Annotated in this window: 17 protein-coding genes; 13 read left to right on the top strand and 4 right to left on the bottom strand. The window is 71.8% G+C overall.

What is annotated here, in order from left to right:
* Positions 1-30: 30 nt before the first annotated feature.
* Positions 31-393: an RNA-binding S4 domain-containing protein gene (locus BLT36_RS17575; RefSeq protein WP_070418630.1), complete on the bottom strand. Its 363-nt coding sequence runs from the start codon at positions 391-393 to the stop codon at positions 31-33.
* Between the two features lie 35 nt (positions 394-428).
* On the opposite strand from BLT36_RS17575, the gene BLT36_RS17570 reads away from it, so the two are divergent.
* Both BLT36_RS17570 and BLT36_RS17565 read left to right on the top strand, forming a co-directional pair.
* Positions 429-686 (top strand): hypothetical protein, encoded by a 258-nt coding sequence (locus BLT36_RS17570; protein ID WP_254787726.1) that lies wholly within the window; start codon positions 429-431, stop codon positions 684-686.
* Between the two features lie 131 nt (positions 687-817).
* Positions 818-1,975: a hypothetical protein gene (locus tag BLT36_RS17565; RefSeq protein WP_092097087.1), complete on the top strand. Its 1,158-nt coding sequence runs from the start codon at positions 818-820 to the stop codon at positions 1,973-1,975.
* Between the two features lie 83 nt (positions 1,976-2,058).
* On the opposite strand, the gene BLT36_RS17560 is transcribed toward BLT36_RS17565, so the two are convergent.
* Positions 2,059-3,498 carry a S1C family serine protease gene (locus BLT36_RS17560; RefSeq protein ID WP_254787725.1) on the bottom strand — a complete coding sequence of 480 codons (1,440 nt, stop codon included), beginning with the start codon at positions 3,496-3,498 and terminating at the stop codon, positions 2,059-2,061.
* A 213-nt stretch (positions 3,499-3,711) separates the two neighbouring features.
* On the opposite strand from BLT36_RS17560, the gene BLT36_RS17555 reads away from it, so the two are divergent.
* From BLT36_RS17555 to BLT36_RS17525, 7 genes are all read left to right on the top strand, one after another.
* Positions 3,712-4,707, top strand: a complete 996-nt coding sequence (locus BLT36_RS17555) for a FecCD family ABC transporter permease (protein WP_254787724.1) — start codon at positions 3,712-3,714, stop codon at positions 4,705-4,707.
* A 20-nt stretch (positions 4,708-4,727) separates the two neighbouring features.
* Positions 4,728-5,744 (top strand): FecCD family ABC transporter permease, encoded by a 1,017-nt coding sequence (locus BLT36_RS17550; protein WP_092097084.1) that lies wholly within the window; start codon positions 4,728-4,730, stop codon positions 5,742-5,744.
* 486 nt (positions 5,745-6,230) lie between these two features.
* Positions 6,231-8,687: a glycosyltransferase family 2 protein gene (locus BLT36_RS17545; RefSeq protein ID WP_092097082.1), complete on the top strand. Its 2,457-nt coding sequence runs from the start codon at positions 6,231-6,233 to the stop codon at positions 8,685-8,687.
* Positions 8,687-10,297, top strand: coding sequence for a chitinase (locus tag BLT36_RS17540; RefSeq protein ID WP_254787723.1), 1,611 nt, complete (start codon positions 8,687-8,689; stop codon positions 10,295-10,297). Before BLT36_RS17545 ends, BLT36_RS17540 begins: the two co-directional genes overlap by 1 nt.
* Positions 10,298-10,489: 192 nt before the next feature.
* Positions 10,490-10,969 (top strand): FHA domain-containing protein, encoded by a 480-nt coding sequence (locus BLT36_RS17535; RefSeq protein WP_092097080.1) that lies wholly within the window; start codon positions 10,490-10,492, stop codon positions 10,967-10,969.
* A complete protein-coding gene (locus BLT36_RS17530) occupies positions 10,969-11,673 on the top strand; it encodes a transcriptional regulator FtsR (protein ID WP_092097079.1) in 705 nt (234 codons plus the stop codon). The genes BLT36_RS17535 and BLT36_RS17530 overlap by 1 nt, the downstream gene beginning before the upstream one ends.
* A 214-nt stretch (positions 11,674-11,887) precedes the next feature.
* On the top strand, positions 11,888-12,448 hold the full coding sequence (locus BLT36_RS17525; protein ID WP_071292796.1) for a MerR family transcriptional regulator: 561 nt from the start codon (positions 11,888-11,890) through the stop codon (positions 12,446-12,448).
* Between the two features lie 456 nt (positions 12,449-12,904).
* Here the strand turns inward: BLT36_RS17525 and BLT36_RS17520 are convergent, their stop codons facing one another.
* A complete protein-coding gene (locus BLT36_RS17520) occupies positions 12,905-13,717 on the bottom strand; it encodes a ParA family protein (RefSeq protein ID WP_092097077.1) in 813 nt (270 codons plus the stop codon).
* 60 nt (positions 13,718-13,777) lie between these two features.
* On the opposite strand from BLT36_RS17520, the gene BLT36_RS17515 reads away from it, so the two are divergent.
* The 3 genes from BLT36_RS17515 (at position 13,778) to BLT36_RS19145 (ending at position 17,978) form a co-directional block, all read left to right on the top strand.
* Positions 13,778-17,188, top strand: coding sequence for a pyruvate carboxylase (locus BLT36_RS17515; protein WP_092097076.1), 3,411 nt, complete (start codon positions 13,778-13,780; stop codon positions 17,186-17,188).
* A gap of 1 nt (position 17,189) precedes the next feature.
* Positions 17,190-17,693 carry a peptide deformylase gene (locus BLT36_RS17510; RefSeq protein ID WP_092097074.1) on the top strand — a complete coding sequence of 168 codons (504 nt, stop codon included), beginning with the start codon at positions 17,190-17,192 and terminating at the stop codon, positions 17,691-17,693.
* A 153-nt stretch (positions 17,694-17,846) separates the two neighbouring features.
* The gene (locus tag BLT36_RS19145; protein WP_302847122.1) at positions 17,847-17,978 is read left to right on the top strand and encodes a hypothetical protein; all 132 of its coding nucleotides are present in this window, start codon (positions 17,847-17,849) and stop codon (positions 17,976-17,978) included.
* A gap of 132 nt (positions 17,979-18,110) precedes the next feature.
* On the opposite strand, the gene BLT36_RS17505 is transcribed toward BLT36_RS19145, so the two are convergent.
* On the bottom strand, positions 18,111-19,958 hold the full coding sequence (locus BLT36_RS17505) for an AMP-dependent synthetase/ligase (RefSeq protein WP_092097326.1): 1,848 nt from the start codon (positions 19,956-19,958) through the stop codon (positions 18,111-18,113).
* Between the two features lie 158 nt (positions 19,959-20,116).
* Between BLT36_RS17505 and BLT36_RS17500 the strand changes: the two genes are divergently transcribed.
* Positions 20,117-21,070 carry an ROK family glucokinase gene (locus BLT36_RS17500; RefSeq protein ID WP_092097073.1) on the top strand — a complete coding sequence of 318 codons (954 nt, stop codon included), beginning with the start codon at positions 20,117-20,119 and terminating at the stop codon, positions 21,068-21,070.
* Positions 21,071-21,082: the final 12 nt, after the last annotated feature.

Raw genomic sequence — 21,082 nt, 5'->3', positions numbered from 1 at the left:
CGCTTCGTCTGACGGGGCGGTCGGCGGGCGTCAGTAGCCGCGGAGCTTCTCGAGGTCGCGGCGCTCCCGCTTGCTCGGGCGTCCGGCGCCGCGGTCGCGCATCGGGACGAACCCGGCCTCTTCCTTCGGGAGGCGCGGCGGGGTCTTGTCCTCGAAGTGCTTCGCTGCCTCGGGGGCGCTCGTCCGCTTGAGGATGATCCCGGTGACGACCACGATCCGGTCGAAGCCGTTCTGCCGGACGCGGACCTCGTCGCCGGGGCCGATCGGCTGCGCGGGCTTCGCACGCTCCCCGTTCACCCGGACGTGGCCGGCCTTGCACGCGGCGGTCGCGGCGGAGCGGGTCTTCGTGATCCGCACCGCCCAGATCCAGCTGTCCACGCGTGCCTTGGCCATCCCCACACTCTAGGCGCGCGTCCTACGCTGGCGGTGTGACGGACAGCGGGCAGGACGCGATCGCGCGGGCGCGGGCGCTCGGCGTGCTCGGCGACGCGATGCTCGGGGACCGGCTGGTCGTGCGGGCGCACCACGGGGGCGGTGCACGGGATGCCCTCGGGGTCCTGGTTGCTCGCACCGCCGGCGCGGTCACGATCGAGACGCGGCGTGGCCCGGTCGAGGTGGCCATCGCCGACGTCGTCGCTGCGAAGCACGTCCCGCCGCCGCCCGCGTCCCGGGCGCCGCGTCCCTGACCGCGCACCGCACCACCTCGCGCCCCTCGCACCGCACCAACCCGCGCGGCTGCGAACGACGCCACCCCGAACCCGCGCCCGACCGGCGAGCCGCAGCGCTCCGCACGCGGGCCCCGACGTAGCCTCGTGCCATGGCCGTCCCCGCTCCGCTCGGCACCGAGGACCGCACCGCCCGCCTCACCCTCCGCCGCCCCGACGCGTGGCGCCGCGAGGACTCGGCCCAGGCGGACCTGCGCGTCACCGGCGACGACGTCGTGCTCACCGTCCGCTCCCGTCCGAGTGACCGGACCATCGCCGAGGAGCACACGAGCCTGCTCGAGCGACTGCCCGGCTCCGTGGACGGCCTCCGGCTGATCGGCTCGGACCCGTGGACCACCACGGGAGCGCCGGCACGCCTGGTCGAGTACGTCCGCCCCGACGAGGACGGCGACGTCGCGGGAGCGCACCTGCTCTTCGTCACCGGGCGGCACCGCGTCGACCTCACCATCGAGCGGCCCCTCGCCGGGATGCTCGCCACCGACGACCTCGTCTTCGCCGTGCTCGACACGGTCCGCGCCACCGAGCCCGCACCGTCGCGGGTGCAGCGGGACCTCGAGCCCCTGCCGACGGCGGCACCGGCACCTCCGGTCGAGGGCACGCACCTCAGCGCCGACGCCCTCGGCACACTCCGCAGCCTCGCCGGCCGCCGGTGGAACCCCACGCTCCTCCGCACACCCGCCGGTCGCGAGCTCATCGAAGCGGGCCTCGTCGGCCGACTCGGCACGCTGCCCGAGTCCACCCAGACCCTCCTCGGCCCGTGGGAGGGCGATGCCCAGCCCGTCACGCTGGAACAGCGGCTGCCCGATGGGCGCACCACGCGCCTCCAGGCCTGGTCGGAGACCGTCGTCGACGGGACGGACGAGGCGGGCGCGGTGGTCACCGGGCTGTCCGCCGAGCACGTGGTGCGGGTGATGGCCGGGAGGCTCGGCATCGGCCCGGCATGGACCTTCCCGTTCCGCACGGGGTCGGTCCCGGCGGACGTGCTGACGCGACGGACGAGCGGTGCGGACACGGCGACCGACCTGCCGGCGGCGACCGCCGAGGCGGACCCGCGACTCGCACGGTTCTGGGCGGCGCCGTGGACGGTGTCGTCGCTGCGGCGTCCGGGGAAGCCGAACCCGATCGTGGTGGTGCACGCGGAGGGGCAGGGCTTCGCCCGCGTCGGACGCACGGAGGCCGGGGCGACCGCCTTCGTGACGGACTCCCCGGCCAACGTCTACCGGTCCCTGGTGCGTGCCCTGCTGGGTTGACCGCTTTCCTGACACTCTGCCCGCTGGGCCAACGTCCACCGGTCCCTGGTGCGTGCCCTGCTGGGTTGAGCTGCTGCTTCTCGCTAGGCGGCGGGGCCGGCGGTGAGGGTGACCGTGACGGTCTTCGCGGCGCCGGTGACGTCGGTGTAGCCGACCGTCACCTTGTCGCCGACGGAGTGGGACTGGATCGCCGAGGTGAGCGCGTCCGAGCTGGCGACCGCCGTGCCGTCGATGCTCGTGATGGTGTCACCCTCGGTCAGCCCCGCGCTCGCGGCACCGGAGCCCTCGACCGTGCCGGCGACCGCGACGCCGCCGGTGGTCGCCGCGCCGCTGACCTCGACCCCGAGGAACGCCGGCAGGCCGATGGTGATCGTCGACGAGGACTCGCCCGCCAGGATCTTGTCCGCGATGCTCTTCGCCGTGGTGATCGGGATCGCGTAGCCGGTGACGTCGGCTGACCCGGAGGACGCCGCGGTCGCCATGCCGACGACCTCGCCCTCGCGGTCGAGCACCGGGCCGCCGGAGTCACCGGAGACGATGTCCGCGGCGATCTCGATGAGACCCTGCAGCGACTCGGTGCCGGTGCCCGATTCGCTCTGCACCTGGATGTCCTGGTCGGTGGCGGTCACGGTGCCCTCGGCGGCGACGAGGTTGCCCGTGCCCTCGGCGTTGCCGACGTCGGTCACCGTGTCGCCGGTGGACGGCTCGCCGTCGTCGTCGAGCGTCACGGTGGAGAGGCCCGACGCGTTCTCGAGCTTGAGCACGGCGACGTCGTGGGTGGCGTCCGTCCCGACGACGTCGGCCTTGTACTCCTTGCCGGTGGTCTCGTCGGTGGCGGTGATGCTCGTCGCACCCTGGATGACGTGGTTGTTGGTGAGGATGGTGCCGTTCGCGCTGAGGACCATGCCGGTACCGGCCGCCTGCGAGGACTCGTCGTAGTTCAGCACCGTGTTGATCGTGACGACGCCCTTCTTCTGGGCGCTCGTGGCCGCGGTCGCCGCCGACTGCGTGCTCGTGCCGGTCCCGCTGCCGGAGCTGCCACTGCCGCTGCCGTCGCCCGGGACCGTGAATCCGTTCGTGCCGGAACCGCTGCCGCTGTCCGTGCCGGACCCGGTGTCCGGCAGCGTCGTGCCCTGGGACTGGCTCGAGGTCGTCGTGGTGCTCTGCGAGGAGAGCCCGAGCGCGGTCCCGCCCGCGGCCCCCACGATCGCGAGGGCGGCGATCCCCGAACCGAGCATCAGCCCGAGTCGACGGGGACGCTTCGCCCCGTGGTCCGCCATCGCCGCGCTGTGCGCCCAGCCGTACTGGGTGGTGTGCACGGTCGGGAGGGCCGGGCTGCCGATGCGGTACGGGCCGGAGCCGTCCGGGGCGTAGGCGTAGGGACCGGAGCCGTCCGGGCCGTACAGGTAGGGGCCGCTGCCGTCGAACGCGTACGCGGAGCGCAGCGTCGACGGGTCGACGTGGGCAGCGCCGTGCTCGGCGTCGTGTCCGGCTCCGGCTGCGTGGTTCGGGGTCTCGTTCATCGGTGCTCTCCGGTCGTCCCTCGACGACCCGGTCGGGCTGTCGATGGATCCAGTACAGGACCGCTTCCCATGACGAACCTATGAACGGACCCTGCGGCTGCTCACGGTCACCTCGGGGGTCGCCGAACGAGGCGAAGCGTTAGGGTTGCCTTACTTCCCATGCGTTCCTCGTCGCCCACGCACACCGTGCACACGCCCCCTGCACCCAGCTCCGTGACCCGCCTCGTCGGTGCCACCGTGCTGGCGGTCGTCGTCCTCGCCGTCGCCGTGGCACTCTCGATCGCGTTCGGGTCCCGCCCCATCCCGCTCGGCACCGTGCTCGACACCGTCCTCCACCCGGGGCGGAACGACGAGATCGGGCTCATCGTGCTCGGGAACCGGGTGCCGCGCACCGTCGTGGGGCTCCTCGCCGGCTCCGCCCTGGGCGTCGCGGGCGCCGTCATGCAGGGCGTCACCCGGAACCCGCTCGCGGACCCGAGCGTCCTCGGCATCAACTCCGGCGCCGCCCTCGCCGTCGTGGCCGGCATCGCCCTCTTCGGCATCAGCGGCACGGCGGCGTACCTGCCGTTCGCGTTCGTCGGCGCCGCGCTCGCCGCACTGCTCGTCTACGGGATCGCTGCGGTCGCCCGGCGCGGGCTCTCACCCGTCGGGCTCGCACTCTCCGGCGCCGTGGTCGCCGCCGCACTGTCGTCGATCACGACCGCCGTGCTCGTCACCGGCCAGAGCCTCCTCGACCAGCTGCGGTTCTGGCAGGTCGGGGCGCTCGCCGGGAAGGACCTCGGGACCGCCGCCGTCATCACCGTCCCGGTGCTGGTCGGCCTGGTGATCGCGTTCGGCCTCGGTCGCTCACTGAACACCCTCGCGCTCGGGGACGAGCTCGCCGCCTCGCTCGGACAGCGGGTCGTGCTCGTCCGCGCCGTCGGCGGACTCGTCACCGTGCTCCTCGCCGGGTCGGCCGTCGCCGCCGCCGGCCCGATCGCGTTCATCGGGCTCGCTGTGCCCCATGCCGTCCGACGGCTGAGCGGGCCGGACCACCGCTGGACGATCCTGCTGTCGGCGATCGTCGCGCCCGCGCTGCTGCTCGTCGCTGACGTCATCGGCCGGGTCGTGGCGTACCCGGGGGAGCTGCAGGTCGGCATCGTGACCGCGCTGATCGGCGCGCCGGTGTTCATCTGGCTCGTGCGCTCCCGGGCGGTGAGAGGCCTGTGAGCAGCGTCCGCGGGCCTTCCGTGCGCCGGTCTGCCGTCCGCCGATCCGCTGTCGGCCGAACCGCCGTCCGGCGGGAGTACGTGGTCCTCGGCGCGGTCCTCGTGCTGCTCGTCGCGCTCGTGCTCGTCGGGCTCGGCGTCGGCGAGATCCCGCTGTCGCCCGTGCAGGTCGCCGGCGCGCTCGTCGGGCACGGCGACACGATCTCGGACTTCGTGATCGGACAGCTCCGCGGCCCGCGGGTGTTCGGCGCGATCCTCGTCGGCGCGTCCCTCGGGGTGGCCGGCGGCATCGTGCAGAGCGTCGTCCGGAACCCGATCGCCAGCCCGGACGTCATCGGCATCACCTCGGGGGCGAGTGCCTCGGGGCTCACCGCGATCGTGCTGTTCGGAGCGAGCGGCGGGACCCTCTTCTCCGTGGTGCTCGTCGGCGCCGTCGTCGTGTCACTCGTGATCGCGGGGCTCGCGTGGCGCCGGGGCATCACCGGCAACCGGGTGGTCCTGGTCGGCATCGGTGTCGCGGCGATCTGCCTGAGCATCACCGGGTGGATGCTCACGAGCGGGAGCGTCCAGCAGGCGGGCACGGCGCTCCTCTGGCTCTCCGGCAGCCTCAACGCCGTCGACCGGAACCTGGTCGGCGTGCTCGCGATCGCGTTCGTCGTACTGATGGCCGCCGCCCTCGTGCAGTCCCCGCGGCTGACCGTCCTCACCCTCGGGGACGACGTCGCATCGGCGCTCGGGCTCCGGCCGAACCGGGCGAAGGTGCTGCTGCTCCTCACCGCGGTCTGCCTGACCGCGGCGGCCGTGGCGACCGCGGGGCCGGTGTCGTTCGTGGCGCTCATGGCGGCGCCGATCGCCCGACGGCTCGTCGGTGGGGGGCGCGTGGCGCTCGGGCCGACCGCGGCGGTCGGGGCAGCCGTGACGCTCGCGAGCGACCTCGTCGCGCAGTTCGCGATCCCGGGCAACGCGCTGCCCGTCGGCGTCGTGACCGGTGTCGTCGGCGCCCCCTACCTGCTCTGGCTCCTGGCCCGCGGCCGCTGACGCCCTGGGTGTGCCGGCCTCGGCGGGGCGTGCCGAGCGGGCCTTGTTCGTCACGTTCGGTGCGCGCGGCCGTCACGTTCCGCCCGCTCGCCGGACGTGAGCGGCGCGTCCTGCCCCCTCGGCGGGGCGTGCCGAGCGGGCCCTGTTCGTCACGTTCGGCGCGCGCGGCCGTCATGTTCCGCCCGCTCGCCAGACGTGAGCGGCGCGTCCTGCCCCCTCGGGGGGCGCGGCGGCGGGGCGGGGGTGCGCCGCGCCTCCCGGCAGACCGCCCGGACCACCCGCACGACCGCACCCGCAGGAACGACAGCGACACGCTGCCACGGTGCACCACGCAACATCGTGCGGTTTCCCGCACGACACCCCCAGAACCCCCCTTCCGGGTGTCTGCACCGTTCGTTCTGTCCCCATACGTTCTTCTCGACCGCACGGACTCCCCGACAGCGCCCGACCCGATGGTGCGCTGGTCCAGCGGAACGAAGGACTGTCATGCCCGATCTGCATGACGGCGCTCCCGCGCGCCGTCGCCAGTGGGGTTCCGAGAGGCGCACCCACCCGCTCGACACCCTGCACGAACGCCCCTCCGACCGGAAGCTCGTCTCCGGCCGCGTCGCGATCATCCTGACGATCGCCTTCTGGCTCGCCTACGTGATCTACACCGTCATCCGCCAGTTCCTCGACTACGGCACCGAGAGCTTCCGCTTCACCACCGAGGCGCTCTCCTACCTGGTCGTGGTGACCTTCCTCACGTTCTCCGCCCTCATGCACCTGGTCGCCCGCCAGGGTGCGATGGAGCGGTTCGCGACCCACGTCCGGGTCCCGCGCGCCGAGCTCGACCGCCACTCCGCCGAGGGGCACGAGTCGCCGATGACCGTCCTCGTGCCGAGCTACGCCGAGGAGCCCGACGTCGTCGCCACTACGCTCTGGTCGGCCGCGCTGCAGGAGTACCCCTCGCTGCGCGTCGTGCTGCTCGTCGACGACGCCCCGTTCCCGACCGACCCGGAGACCCTCGACAAGCTCGAGCGGACCCGCGCCGTCGCCACCACGATCCAGGACCAGCTCGCGGCACCGTCGCAGCGCTTCCAGGAGGCCCTGCTCTCCGCCGAGGTGGAGGCCGCCGCAGCGCCGATGGCGAGCGTCGACGGCCTCCGCAACCTCGTCGAGCACCACCGCTGGGCCGACGCCTGGCTGCGCCGCCACGCCCGCGAGCACGAGGTCCTCGACCACGTCGACCACTTCTTCCACGACCAGGTGCTGGTCGGACTGGCGGACGAGTTCCGCCTGACCTCCGAGGCGCTCGAGGCCGCGATCGTCGACGCCGTCGCCGCGGGGCACTCGTTCACCGAGATCACCTCCGCCCGCGCGCTCGAACTGCAGCGACGGCTCGCGTGGACCTTCACCGCCGAGATCACCACGTTCGAGCGGAAGCGCTACGCGAACCTGTCCGACGAGGCGAACAAGGCGATGAACCTCAACGCCTACATCGGCCTGCTCGGCGGCGCGTACGCGTTCGAGGAGACCGCCTCCGGCACGATCCTCCGCACCGTGTCCGACCCCGCCGCCGCTGACCTGGTCGTCCCCGCGTCGGACTACATCCTGACGCTCGACGCCGACTCGGTGCTGCTCCGCGACTACTGCCTGCGCCTGGTCTACTTCCTCGAGCAGCCGGAGAACGCCCGCGTCGCCGTGACGCAGACCCCGTACTCGTCGTTCCGCGGTGCAGCCACCCGCATCGAGCGCCTCGCGGGTGCCACCACCGACATCCAGCACATCCTCCACCAGGGCATGTCCCGCCACAACGCGACCTTCTGGGTCGGCGCCAACGCGGTCATCCGTACCCGGGCGCTCCGCGACATCGAGGAGGTCGAGACCGTCGGCGGCTTCGAGGTGAAGCGCTACGTGCAGGACCGCACGGTCATCGAGGACACCGAGTCGAGCGTCGACCTCGGCATGCACGGCTGGACCCTCGTCAACTACCCGGAGCGCCTGTCGTACAGCGCGACGCCGCCGGACTTCGGCTCGCTCATCGTCCAGCGTCGCCGCTGGGCGAACGGCGGCCTGCTCATCCTGCCGAAGTACATCCGCCAGGTCCGCGAGCGTCGAGCCCGCGGAGAGCGCGTCGGCATCGTCGAGATGTCCCTCCGCGTCAACTACATGGCGTCCATCGCATGGGCGTCGTTCGGCCTCATCTTCCTGCTGGCCTACCCGTACGACTCCCGGCTCCTCAGCCCGATGGTGCTCCTCGCCGCGCTGCCGTACTTCTGGCTCCTGTCGAGCGACCTGAAGTACTGCGGGTACAAGCGCACCGACGTGTTCCGCATCTACGGCTTCAACCTCATCCTCATGCCGGTGAACGTCGCCGGGGTCCTGAAGAGCATCCAGCAGGCGCTCACGGCGAAGAAGATCCCGTTCGCCCGCACGCCGAAGGTCCGGGACCGCACCGCCTCGCCGGCGCTGTACGTCCTCGCGCCCTACGCCATGGTCGTCTTCTCGGTGTTCACCTTCGCCCGGGACTACCAGGCGCAGAACTGGGGCAACGCCGTGTTCGCCGCGTTCAACGCCGTCCTCGCCATGTACGCGATCGTCGCCTACATCGGCATCTGGAACTCGGTGGTCGACGTGTGGCTGTGGGCCACGAAGTGGATGTACTACAGCCCGGCCGACCGTGCCGCCCGCAAGGCGGACCGTCGTGCCTCGCGCGCGGATCGGAAGCGGGCCCGCGGGGGGCTCGCGCCGGAGCCGGAGCCCGTGACCGAGGACTGGCGTGCCGTCCTCTACTTCGGGCACCGCGGGAAGGCGATGCCGGTGCGGCACCATGCCGACGTGGTGGGAGCGGCGCGGGGCGCGGGCACGGGCGCGGCCAGCGCGGGCGCGGCGGGCCCGACCGCCGGCCCGCCGACCACGACCACGACCACCACCACCACCGACGAGCGGAGTGCCGCCTGATGTCCACCACCAGACGCCTGTCCCCGATCCGCGTCGGCATCGCGGTCGTCCTGACCGCCGCCCTCGCCGCCGCCGGCTACGTCGGCTTCGACCGCTGGCAGTCGGCCCAGGCCGCCGAGACCCAGCAGTCCTGGTTCTCCGCCTACACCGACGTCACCGCCACCCCCACGTTCGCCTTCGAGGACGTCAAGTCCGCCAAGGGCCGCGACGTGATGCTGTCCTTCGTGGTCGCCGACCACGACGCCGCCTGCACCCCGACGTGGGGCTCGTTCTACTCGCTGCAGGGTGCGTCGGACCAGCTCGACCTCGACCGCCGCATCGCACGGCTCCAGCAGCAGAAGGGCGAGGTCGGCGTGTCCTTCGGCGGTCTCGCGAACGACGAGCTGGCCACCACGTGCACGAACGCCTCGGATCTGGTGAGCGCGTACGACACCGTGGTGAAGCGGTACGACGTCTCCACCGTCGACTTCGACGTCGAGGGCGACGACCTGACGAACCACGACGCGGGGGAGCGACGGGCTGCGGCGGTCGCGAAGCTGCAGGACGAGCGCCGCGCCGCCGGGCACCCGCTCGCCGTCTGGCTGACGCTGCCGGCCGCACCCGCCGGGCTGACGAGCGACGGCACCACCGCGGTGGCGCAGTTCCTCAAGGCCGGGGTCGACCTGGCCGGCGTGAACGCGATGACGATGGACTACGGGCAGGCGAAGGGCGCGAGCCAGAGCATGTACTCGGCGTCGGTCGAGACCCTGCAGCAGGTGCAGCGCCAGCTCGGCGTCCTGTACAAGCGGTCGGGCACGCCGCTCAGCGACGCGACGCTCTGGCACAAGGTCGGTGCGACGCCGATGATCGGCCAGAACGACATCCAGGACGAGGTCTTCACCCTCGCCGACGCGAAGAAGCTCAACACCTGGGCTCGGGACCGTGGGCTCGGCCGGATGTCGATGTGGTCCCTGAACCGCGACACCACGTGCGGCACGAACTACGTCAACCTGTCCACCGTGTCGGACTCCTGCTCGGGTGTGGACCAGAAGGGCGTCCAGTTCGCGGACGTCCTCGGCAAGGGGTTCACCGGCGGGATCGTCGCTGCGGCCTCGGACGTCACGAAGGCGGAGCCGTCCGCGACCGTGCAGCCGACCGACGACCCGAAGACGAGCCCGTACCCGGTGTGGAGCGCGGACGCGTCCTACCTGGAGGGCACGAAGGTCGTCTGGCACCGCAACGTCTACGAGGCGAAGTGGTGGACCTCCGGCGACCTGCCGGACGACCCGGTGCTGAGCGCGTACGAGACGCCGTGGCAGCTCGTCGGCCCGGTCCTGAAGGGCGAGAAGCCGGTCCAGCAGGTCACCCTGCCGAAGGGAACGTACGACGACTGGTCCGGCACGAAGCAGTACGACACGGGTGCGCGCGTCCTGTTCGACGGCGTCCCGTACCAGTCCAAGTGGTGGAACACGGGCGACAGCCCCGAGGCCTCCACGAGCGACCCGGACGGCTCGCCCTGGGTGAAGCTCAAGGACTCGGTCATCAAGCAGATCCAGCAGGACGTGGAGTCCGGCAAGGACGCGCCGACGGCTGACGCGACGCCGACGGCTGACGCGACCCCGTCGTCCTGACCTGCGGATCTCCCTGACTGGAGACGCGGTGCCAGCTGGCACCGCGCCTCCAGTACGCCGGTGGTGCGGAATCCGAGCAACGCCGGTACGTTCGCTGTACGCGTTCTGCCGAGTTGTCCCCAGCCCCGTTCGGGGCTCCCGCAGGGTCACTCGTTTCCGATACGCTGGTGCGCCAAGAGGAGGAGGTCCACGATGCCAGAACCAGTGGTCCCGCAGCCGGACGGTCAGAAGACCCCTGAGCAGCGGCTGGTCGACACCACGCTGACCTTCAGCATGGACATGGGAGCGGCGCTCACTGCCGAGTCCGGTGTCTCCGCCGAGGAGCGCGACGCGGTCAACGCACTGCCCTCAGGGTCGGCGCTGCTCGTGGTCCGCCGTGGTCCCAACGTCGGAGCGCGGTTCCTGCTCGACTCCGACGTCACGACGGCCGGTCGGCACCCTGACGCCGACATCTTCCTCGACGACGTCACGGTGTCGCGCAAGCACGCCGAGTTCCTCCGCCACGGCACGAGCTTCAGCGTGAAGGACAACGGGTCGCTCAACGGCACGTACTTCGACGGTGTCCGCATCGACGAAGCCCTGCTCACCGACGGGTCCGAAGTGCAGGTCGGCAAGTTCCGCCTGACCTTCTACGCCTCCCGGGTCGACCTGGCGCGCCTGGCGAACGCGTAGTGGCCGCACGGTCCGCCGCGGCCCGGGCGGGGTCCGCGGTACCGGACCTGCTCACGATCGGGCAGGTCCTCGCACGCCTGAAGCCCGACTTCCCGGACCTCTCGAGCTCGAAGCTGCGCTTCCTCGAGGAGCGCGAGCTCGTCACCCCGATCCGGACGGCCAGTGGCTACCGGAAGTTCTCCGGGGCCGACGTCGAGCGCCTCCGGGTGATCCTGGGCCTCCAACGCGACCACTACCTCCCGCTCAAGGTCATCAAGGACTACCTCGCCGACCTCGACGCCGGACGTGAGCCCGTGTTGCCGGGCGGAGGCGACGCACCGAAGCCGTCGATCCTCGGGCGTGAGCGCCGCTACACCCGCGACGAGACCGTCCGGGCTGCCGGCGCGACGCCGATGCTGCTCGCCGACGCCGTGTCCGCGTCGCTGCTGCCCGCCACCGACACCTACGGCGAGGACGGCGTGACGGTGCTGAAGGCCCTCGTCGAACTGCAGCGCACCGGCATCGAGCCGCGGCACCTCCGCACGATGCGCAGTGTCGCCGAGCGCGAGGTCGGCCTCATCGAGTCCGCCCTCATGCCGGTCTCCCGGCGCGGTGACGCCACCTCGCGGGCGAAGGCGACCGAGCTCGCGCGGGAGATCGCCGGTCACCTCGAGGTGATCCGGTCCAACCTCATCCGCACGGCGATCGGGCGTCTCGACGCATGACGGCCGCGCCGTTCCCGGCCCGCTCGGGCACCGTCGGCCGTCTCTTCGGGGCTGTCGTTCGTCGGTGGTGGGGGCGTATCCTCGACACGCCGGACGCGCCGAGTCGGATGTCCCGCGCCGGGGGCATCGGAGTCGCTACCGTGGACCTCGGCACAACTCTCAACCCGTCGTTGAAGCTTCGGGAGAGGGCTCGATCGTCCTGGAAGGCAGTCCAATGAGTGGGAACGAAACCCCCGGTACCCCGTCAGACATGACGCGGTACGACCTCGGGTTGCTCTTCACCGACGGTCTGCCCGAGCACGACGAGCAGAACGGCTACCGCGGCACCGTCGCCGCCAAGGCCGCAGGCATCAGCTACCGTCAGCTCGACTACTGGGCCCGCACCGAGCTGGTCGAGCCGACGATCCGCGGGGCCGCCGGCTCCGGGTCGCAGCGGCTGTACGGCTTCCGCGACATCCTCGTGCTCAAGCTCGTGAAGCGTCTCCTCGACACCGGCATCTCGCTGCAGCAGATCCGCACCGCGGTGAACCAGCTCCGTGAGTCCGGCGTGTCCGACCTCGCCCAGACGACGCTCATGTCCGACGGGGCCTCGGTCTACCTCTGCACCTCCGACGACGAGGTCATCGACCTCGTGTCCCGCGGCCAGGGTGTGTTCGGCATCGCGGTCGGCAAGGTCCTGCGCGAGGTCGAGAGCTCGCTCGTCGAACTCGACGCGACGCCCGCGGCCGACCCCGACGACGAGCTGGCTGCGCGCCGCGCTTCCCGCGCCTCCTGACGCTCGGCGCTTCCTGCGCTCTCGGGTGCCGCTCGCGGCCGCGAGCGGGCGAAATTCGTCACGCTCGACGCCCGGATGCGGGTGCTTCTGCCCGTTCGGCGGAAGTGAGCGGCATGTCCCGCCCACTTGCGAGCGTCCCACGGCCGACCCCGGCCGCCTCGATCCCGCTCGTCATGCCCGGTCGCGGAGGTTCGGCGGTCGGTGTCGCAGAGTGGGGGAACGCACGCCGCGGGAAGCCGTTCCTCGGGCGAGTCGACGTTCGTGTTCGGCGCGTCCTCGAACGCTCACGACACGCCGCGTGCGTGCTGCCCACCGGTCGCGATGTGGCGCGATCGAGCCCCGACCGTGACGAATGGTGCCCGCTCAGCGCAGCCCGCAGGCGACTGCGAGCCCGCGCCCGCACCCCGCGCGCAGGCGCGCCGCCCACCGGCGCCCGCGCCCGCGGCATCCCGCGACCTACGCGGCGCCGCCCTCGGCGTACGGGCCGATCTTGCCGGTCCGCATGATGCGCTCGAGCAGCTGGTCGAAGTTCTTCGCCATCTCCTGCGCGGACTCGCCCGGCCACACGTGCAGGGGCTTCGCCGCACCCTGCGCCTGCTGCAGCGACGTGCGCTCGGGCAGCTGCGGGGAGAGCACGAGCGGGCCGAACATGTCGCGGAGCTCCTTGATGCGGAACTGGTGCTCGAGCGACTGCACGCGAGCACGGTTCACGATGATGCCGAGGGGCTGCAGGCGCGGGGAGAGACCGCGGCGGATCTCCTCGATCGCGCGGAGCGCACGGTCGGCGGCGGCGACGGAGAAGAGTCCGGGTTCGGTGACGACGGTGACCCGGTCGGACGCGGCCCACGCGGTGCGCGTCAGGGCGTTGAGCGACGGGGCGCAGTCGATGAGGACGAGCTCGTAGTCCTGCTCGACGTTCGCCAGGGCCTCTTCGAGCTTCCAGATGTCCCGGATGGACGGGTGCGGCCCGTCGAAGTTGATGGCCGAGGGCGATCCGACCATGACGTCGATCTTGCCCTGGGAGCCCTTCGTCCACCCGGACGGGGCGATCGCCTGGCGGACGATCTTCTCCTTCGGGTTCTCGAGCACGTCGGCCACGTTGAGGTGTCCGGAGAGGTTGATGTCGAGGCCGGTCGAGACGTCCGACTGCGGGTCGAGATCCACCACCAGCGTGCGCAGTCCCTTGGCGAACGCGGCCGAAGTCAGGCCGAGCGTCACCGTCGTCTTGCCGACACCACCCTTGAGGGAGCTCACGCTGAGTACATGCACGGTGAGCAACGTTACCGCCACTAGGGTTGTCTCACCTCAACCCGGGCTGAAAGGCACCTCGTGTTCAGCAAGATCCTGGTCGCCAATCGTGGCGAGATCGCCATCCGTGCATTCCGTGCCGCGTACGAGCTGGGGGCGAAGACCGTCGCCGTCTACCCGTACGAGGACCGCAATTCGCTGCACCGTCTCAAGGCGGACGAGGCGTACCTGATCGGGGAGCGCGGACACCCCGTCCGGGCGTACCTCGACGTGTCCGAGATCGTCCGCGTGGCGCTCGAGTCCGGTGCCGACGCGATCTACCCGGGCTACGGCTTCCTGTCCGAGAATCCCGAGCTCGCGGCGGCCGCGGCGGCGAACGGCATCACGTTCATCGGCCCCGGCGAGCACGTCCTCGAGATGGCCGGCAACAAGGTCACCGCGAAGGAGCACGCGATCGCGGCCGGTGTCCCGGTCCTCGCGAGCACCCCGGCGAGCCGTGACATCGACGAGCTGATCGCCGGCGCGGACGCGATCGGGTTCCCGGTGTTCGCGAAGGCCGTCGCCGGCGGCGGTGGGCGTGGCATGCGCCGGGTGGAGACGAAGCCCGAGCTGCGTGCGGCGCTGGAAGAGGCGATGCGCGAGGCCGACAGCGCCTTCGGCGACCCGACGATGTTCCTCGAGCAGGCCGTGATCCGGCCGCGGCACATCGAGGTCCAGATCCTCGCCGACGCCACCGGCACGGACGAGGGCACGATCCACCTGTTCGAGCGCGACTGCTCGGTGCAGCGGCGGAACCAGAAGGTCGTCGAGATCGCTCCGGCGCCGAACCTCGACCCAGGCATCGCCCGGGCGCTGCACCGCGACGCCGTCGCCTTCGCCCGGTCGATCGGCTACGTGAACGCCGGCACCGTCGAGTTCCTGCTCGACACCGAGGGGGAGCGCGAGGGGCAGCACGTCTTCATCGAGATGAACCCGCGCATCCAGGTCGAGCACACCGTGACGGAAGAGGTCACGGACGTCGACCTGGTGCAGTCGCAGATGCGCATCGCCGCCGGGCAGACGCTCGCCGACCTCGGCCTGACGCAGGACGCCGTCCAGGTGCACGGCGCCGCGCTGCAGACCCGCATCACGACGGAGGACCCGACGCAGGGCTTCCGCCCCGACACCGGACGGATCACCACGTACCGCAGCCCCGGCGGCGCGGGTGTCCGCCTCGACGGCGGCACCGTCGCCACGGGTGCGCAGATCAGCCCCCACTTCGACTCGATGCTCGCGAAGATGACCTGCCGCGGGCGGGACTTCCCGGCGGCGGTGGCCCGTGCGAAGCGCGCCCTCGCCGAGTTCCGCATCCGGGGCGTGTCGACGAACATCCCGTTCCTGCAGGCCGTGCTCGAGGACCCGGACTTCGCTCGCGGTGACGTCTCGACGAAGTTCATCGAGGAGCGCCCGCAACTGTTCAGCGGCCACGTCTCGAAGGACCGCGGCACGAAGGTCCTCAACTGGCTCGCCGACGTCACGGTGAACAAGCCGAACGGCGAGCGTCGCCCGCAGACGGTGGAGCCGAGCGAGAAGCTGCCCGTCGTCGACCTGGGCACGCCGGTGCCGGCGGGGCAGCGCGACCTCCTCCGCGAGGTCGGCCCGGCCGAGTGGGCGAAGGCCCTCCGCGCACAGACTGCGCTGGCGGTCACCGAGACGACGATGCGCGACGCCCACCAGTCGCTCCTCGCCACGCGCGTCCGCACGAAGGACCTCGTCGCGGTGGCCCCGCACGTCGCTCGGCTCACCCCGCAGCTGCTCAGCACGGAGGCCTGGGGTGGGGCGACCTACGACGTCGCGCTCCGGTTCCTCGGCGAGGACCCGTGGGAGCGCCTGGCGTCCCTGCGCGAGGCGATGCCGAACATCCCGATCCAGATGCTCCTGCGCGGCCGGAACACCGTCGGCTACACCCCGTACCCGACCGAGGTGACGGACGCCTTCGTCGCCGAGGCCGCCGCGACGGGTGTCGACGTCTTCCGCGTGTTCGATGCCCTGAACGACGTCAGCCAGCTCCGGCCCGCACTCGAAGCCGTGCTCGCGACGGGGACCGCCGTCGCCGAGGCTGCGCTCTGCTACACGGCCGACCTGCTCGACCCGGCGGAAGAGCTGTACACGCTCGACTACTACCTCCGTCTGGCGGAGCAGATGGTCGACGCCGGCGCGCACGTCATCGGCATCAAGGACATGGCCGGACTCCTCCGCGCCGGCGCCGCCGAGAAGCTCGTCACCGCGCTCCGCGAGCGCTTCGACCAGCCCGTGCACGTGCACACCCACGACACCGCCGGTGGCCAGCTCGCGACCCTGCTCGCGGCGGCCCGCGCCGGAGCGGACGCCGTCGACGTCGCTGCGGCGCCGATGGCCGGCACGACGAGCCAGCCGAGCATGTCCGCCCTGGTGGCGGCGCTGGCGCACACCGAGCGCGACACCGGCCTCTCCCTGACCGCCGTCGGCGACCTCGAGCCGTACTGGGAGGCCGTCCGCCGCGCCTACGCACCGTTCGAGTCCGGGCTCCCCGGGCCGACCGGCCGCGTGTACAAGCACGAGATCCCCGGGGGCCAGCTGTCGAACCTCCGGCAGCAGGCCATCGCGCTCGGGCTCGGCGACCGCTTCGAGCAGGTGGAGGACTGGTACGCCGAGGCGAACCGGATCCTCGGCCGCCCGACGAAGGTCACACCGTCGTCCAAGGTCGTCGGCGACCTCGCACTGCAGCTCGCCGCCGTCGGGGCCGACCCGGTGGACTTCGAGCAGAACCCGCAGAAGTACGACATCCCGGACTCCGTCGTCGGCTTCATGGCCGGCGAGCTCGGCGACCTGCCCGGTGGCTGGCCGGAGCCGTTCCGGTCGAAGGTGCTCGAGGGGCGCGACGTCCGGCTGGAGATCGCACCGGTGCCGGACGACGAACGTCCGCACCTCCAGGTGCCCGGCAAGGACCGCCAGCGCGCACTCAACCGCCTGCTCTTCCCGCAGCCGACGAAGCAGTTCGACGCCGTCCGCGAGCAGTACGGCGACCTCTCCGTCGTCCCCACCGTCGACTACCTCTACGGCCTCCGCCCGGGACAGGAGCACACCGTGCCGCTCGGCCGGGGCGTGAACCTGTTCGTCGGGCTCGAGGCGATCGGCGAGGTCGACGAGAAGGGCATCCGGACCGTCATGGCGACGATGAACGGGCAGCTCCGCCCGGTCTCCGTCCGTGATCGTTCGGTCGAGGTCGAGACGAAGGCCGCCGAGAAGGCGGACAAGTCCGACCCGAAGCACGTCGCGGCGCCGTTCTCCGGTGTCGTGACGCTCAAGGTCGCCGTCGGTGACGTCGTCGAGGCCGGTGCGGCCGTGGCGAGCATCGAGGCGATGAAGATGGAAGCGGCCATCACGGCGCCCGTTGCGGGCACCGTCGGCCGTCTCGCGATCCCGGTGACCCAGCAGGTGGACGCCGGCGACCTCCTGGTGGTGCTGCAGTAACGTGACCGTCCGTCCCATCCGCCTCTTCGGCGACCCCGTCCTCCGTTCGCCGGCGGACCCGATCCGTCCCGAGGCCCTCGGCTCGCAGGGCGTCCGCGACCTCGTGCAGGACCTGCTCGACACCGTCAAGGAGCCCGGGCGTGCCGGCGTCGCGGCGCCGCAGATCGGTGTCGGGCTCCGCGCGTTCTCGTACAACGTCGACGGCGAGGTCGGCTACGTCCTCAACCCGACGGTCGTCGAGGTCTCCGGCGAGCCCGAGCTGATGGACGAGGGGTGCCTCTCCGTGCCCGGCCTCGCGTACCCGACGCGCCGGTCCCCGTACGCCAAGGTGCGGGGCGTCGACGTCGACGGGAACGAGGTCGTGCTCGAGGGCACCGGGCTCATGGCGGAGGCGCTGCAGCACGAGGTCGACCACCTCGCCGGCACCGTCTACGTGATGACGCTCGACCCGGAGATCCGCCGTCAGGCCCTCCGCGACATCCGCTCGCAGGACTGGTTCCACTGAGGCCACGGCGGCCGTCCACCCGTCAACGGCGTTCGCGGTTCGTGAACTTCCCGTGACACCCCTTCGTGGGATTGTTGCTTTGTCCTGACGAAGGGGTACCGTGCTGCTGTCGGCTTCCCACCCGGCATCGTTCCCACCACCCCAGGACCCCGCATGACCAGTCAGAACGACGAGCTCAGCTCGCACCGCACCCGCACCAACCGCCGGCCGTCCGAGCTGCCGGCCACGACCGCCTCGACGGCCGTCCTCGACGCACCCGCCACGGAGCAGACGCCGGAGGCGTGACCGCAGATCCGCCGGGTCGACGACGACCGGACGGCGGGTCGCGCCCCGCGCGCACGGTGACGGCCTGGAGGCCCGGTGCCGGTCCCACGGACCGGCACCGGGCCTCCAGGCCGTTGCGTCGTGCGTTCGCCGCTACGCGCGGTCGCGGCGACGCGTCTCGACGACGGGTGTCGCGGTGGTCTGCACCTTGGAGCCGGAGTAGATGTGCTCCACGTCGGCGGCGAAGTCCTTCATGATGACCGGCCGCTTGATCGTGAGCTTCGGCGTGAGGTGCCCGGACGCCTCGGTGAGCTCGGTGTCGAGGATCGTGAACGACCGCACCGACTCGGCACGGGAGACCCGCTGGTTGGCGGCGTCGATCGCCTCTTGCACGGCCTGGTGGACGCGCTCGTCGTACGCCGCCTCGTGCGCGGACAGGGCGGGGGAGATGCCCCGGCTCTCGCACCACCCGGGCAGCATCTCGCGGTCGAGCGTGACGAGCGCGGCGATGAACGGCTTGCCCTCGCCGACGACGACCACCTGCCCGATGATCGGGTGCTCCCGGATGCCGTCCTCGAGCGGTGCCGGGGCGACGTTCTTGCCGCTCGCGGTGACGATGAGTTCCTTGGCGCGCCCGGTGACGGTGAGGATGCCGTCGCCGTCCAGTCGGCCGAGGTCGCCGGTGCGGAACCAGCCGTCGACGAGGGCCTTCGCGGTCGCCTCGTCGTTCCGCCAGTAGCGGTCGAAGACGTCGACGCCGCGGATCAGGATCTCGTCGTCGTCGGCGATCCGGATCTCGACGCCCGGCAGAGCACGTCCGACGCTGCCGATGCGGAGTTCGCCGGCACGGTTCACGGTGGCGGGCGCGGTCGTCTCGGTGAGGCCGTAGCCCTCGAGGATGAGCACGCCGATGGACCGGAAGAAGTGCGACAGCCGCGGGGAGAGCGGCGCGGAACCGCTGATCGCGTACCGGACCCGGCCGCCGATCGCGTCGCGGAGCTTGGCGTAGACGAGCTTGTCGAACACCTTGTACTTCAGGGCGAGCCCGAGCGGGACGCGGCCCTTCGCGAGCGCCTCGGAGTGCGCGACCGCGGTCCGGGCCGCGGCGCGGAAGACGTTGCCGCGGCCGCTGAGGTCCGCCTTCTGCTCGGCCGAGTTGTAGATCTTCTCGAAGACGCGCGGGACGGCGAGCAGGAACGACGGCTTGAAGGTCGACACGGCGTGCATGAGGTCCTTCGTGTCCGGCTCGTGGCCGACGAGGACTCCGGCGGACACGCTCATCGCCGCGATGAACCGGGCGAAGACGTGGGCCATCGGGATGAACAACAGCGTCGAGGCGTCGTCGGCGACGACCTCGGGCATCGCCTCGGAGGCGCCCTCGACCGTGGCGGTGAAGTTGTCGTGGCGGAGCACGCAGCCCTTCGGCCGACCGGTGGTGCCCGAGGTGTAGATGATCGTCGCGTCGTCGTGGCCGTGCACGTCGGCCGTGCGGGCGTCGAGCTCGGCGTCGGTGACGTCCTCGCCGAGGCGCGTCAGGTCGTCGAGGCCGCCGCCGTCGATCGTCCAGTGCTGGCCGAGGTGCGGCAGGTCCGGGGCGATCGACGCCACCCGACGGGCGTGCTCCTCCTGCTCGACGACGATGGCCACCGCCTCGGAGTCGGACAGGATGTGGCGCACCTGGTCGGCGGAACTCGTCTCGTAGACGGGGATCGACACCAGGCCGGCGGTCCACACGGCGAAGTCGACGAGCGTCCACTCGAGGCGGGTCCGCGACAGGATCGCGACGTGCGCGCCGGGTGCGAGGCCGGCGGCGACGAAGCCCTTGGCGATGCCGCGGACCCGGGCGAGGGTCTCGGCGGCGGTGATCGGCGTCCAGGTGTCACCGTGGCGCTGGGCCAGGATCGGCCGGTCCGGTGTCTTCCGGGCCCGGTCGGAGAGCAGCCGTGCTGCCGACCCGTGGTCAGGTGCGGTGATGGGGCTTGGGTGCCGCTGATCGTTCACGGTGACTCCCTTGTCGGCCGGTTCGATTCGAGTGTGCCTCATCGTCGAGGCCACACCGCCAGCATAGGGCGGAACGCCGAGGGTTCCGTGTGCGGTGGCGACGCACGCGAGCGACGCCCGTTCCGTGAGCAGGCGCGGAACCGGTAGGCTCGATCCTCGTGCACGCCATCGGAATCGACATCGGGGGCACCAAGATCGCGGGTGCGGTCGTCACGGAACTGGGCGAGATCCTCGCCGAGGACCGGGTGGCCACCAACGCTGCGGACCCGGACGCCATGCTCGACGACGTGGTCGCGATGGTCTCGCGACTGCGCGCCGCGAACGAGGTGAGCGCCGTCGGCGTCGCCGCCCCGGGGTTCATCGACGCCTCGCAGTCGATCGTCTACTACACGCCGAACATCCGGTGGCGGAACGAGCCGCTGCGGCAGAAGCTGCAGCAGCGCATCGGCGACATCCACATCACGGTCGACAACGACGCGAACGCGGCGGGCTGGGCGGAGTTCCGCTTCGGCGCCGGTCGGCTCGTGTCCGACATGACCATGCTCACGATCGGCACCGGCGTCGGTGGCGCGATCGTCACCGAGGACCGCCTGTTCCGCGGTGGCTTCGGTACCGGCGGCGAGATCGGGCACCTCCGCATCGTGCCGAACGGCCTGCCCTGTGGCTGCGGCGCCCGCGGGTGCATCGAGCAGTACGGCTCGGGGCGTGCCCTGCAGCGGATGGCGAACGACGTCGCGGACGCGGGCGGCATCGGCCTGGCGCTGGCCACCGCGCGCGAGGAGAACGGTGGCGAGCTCGACGGCCGCATCGTCGGCGACCTCATCCTGGCCGACGACCCGGGTGCCCTCGCAGCGCTGCGCCGCCTCGGCCGCCACCTCGGCGAAGCCTGCGCGTCGCTCTCCGCCGTGCTCGACCCGCAGCTGTTCGTCTTCGGCGGCGGCGTCGCGAGTGCGGGGGACCGGCTGCTCGACCCGATCAAGCAGGCGTACCTCAGCAACCTGCCGGCCCGCGGCTACCACCCGGAGCCCGACTTCGTCATCGCGGAGCTCGTCAACGACGCCGGCGTCGTCGGCGCGGCCGACCTCGCACGGATCCACGCCCGCACGGCGTAGGGTCTGCCCCCG

Origin of the sequence: Curtobacterium sp. UNCCL20, from assembly GCF_900101675.1 — a bacterium.
In the GTDB taxonomy this organism is placed as follows: domain Bacteria; phylum Actinomycetota; class Actinomycetes; order Actinomycetales; family Microbacteriaceae; genus Curtobacterium.
This window is presented reverse-complemented; position numbering and strand designations above follow the sequence as displayed.

Coding starts and splice junctions, on each gene's coding strand:
- BLT36_RS17575 (WP_070418630.1), bottom strand. CDS start 393: ATGGCCAAGGCACGCGTGGACAGCTGGATCTGGGCGGTGCGGATCACG.
- BLT36_RS17565 (WP_092097087.1), top strand. CDS start 818: ATGGCCGTCCCCGCTCCGCTCGGCACCGAGGACCGCACCGCCCGCCTC.
- BLT36_RS17560 (WP_254787725.1), bottom strand. CDS start 3,498: ATGAACGAGACCCCGAACCACGCAGCCGGAGCCGGACACGACGCCGAG.
- BLT36_RS17545 (WP_092097082.1), top strand. CDS start 6,231: ATGCCCGATCTGCATGACGGCGCTCCCGCGCGCCGTCGCCAGTGGGGT.
- BLT36_RS17540 (WP_254787723.1), top strand. CDS start 8,687: ATGTCCACCACCAGACGCCTGTCCCCGATCCGCGTCGGCATCGCGGTC.
- BLT36_RS17535 (WP_092097080.1), top strand. CDS start 10,490: ATGCCAGAACCAGTGGTCCCGCAGCCGGACGGTCAGAAGACCCCTGAG.
- BLT36_RS17525 (WP_071292796.1), top strand. CDS start 11,888: ATGAGTGGGAACGAAACCCCCGGTACCCCGTCAGACATGACGCGGTAC.
- BLT36_RS19145 (WP_302847122.1), top strand. CDS start 17,847: ATGACCAGTCAGAACGACGAGCTCAGCTCGCACCGCACCCGCACCAAC.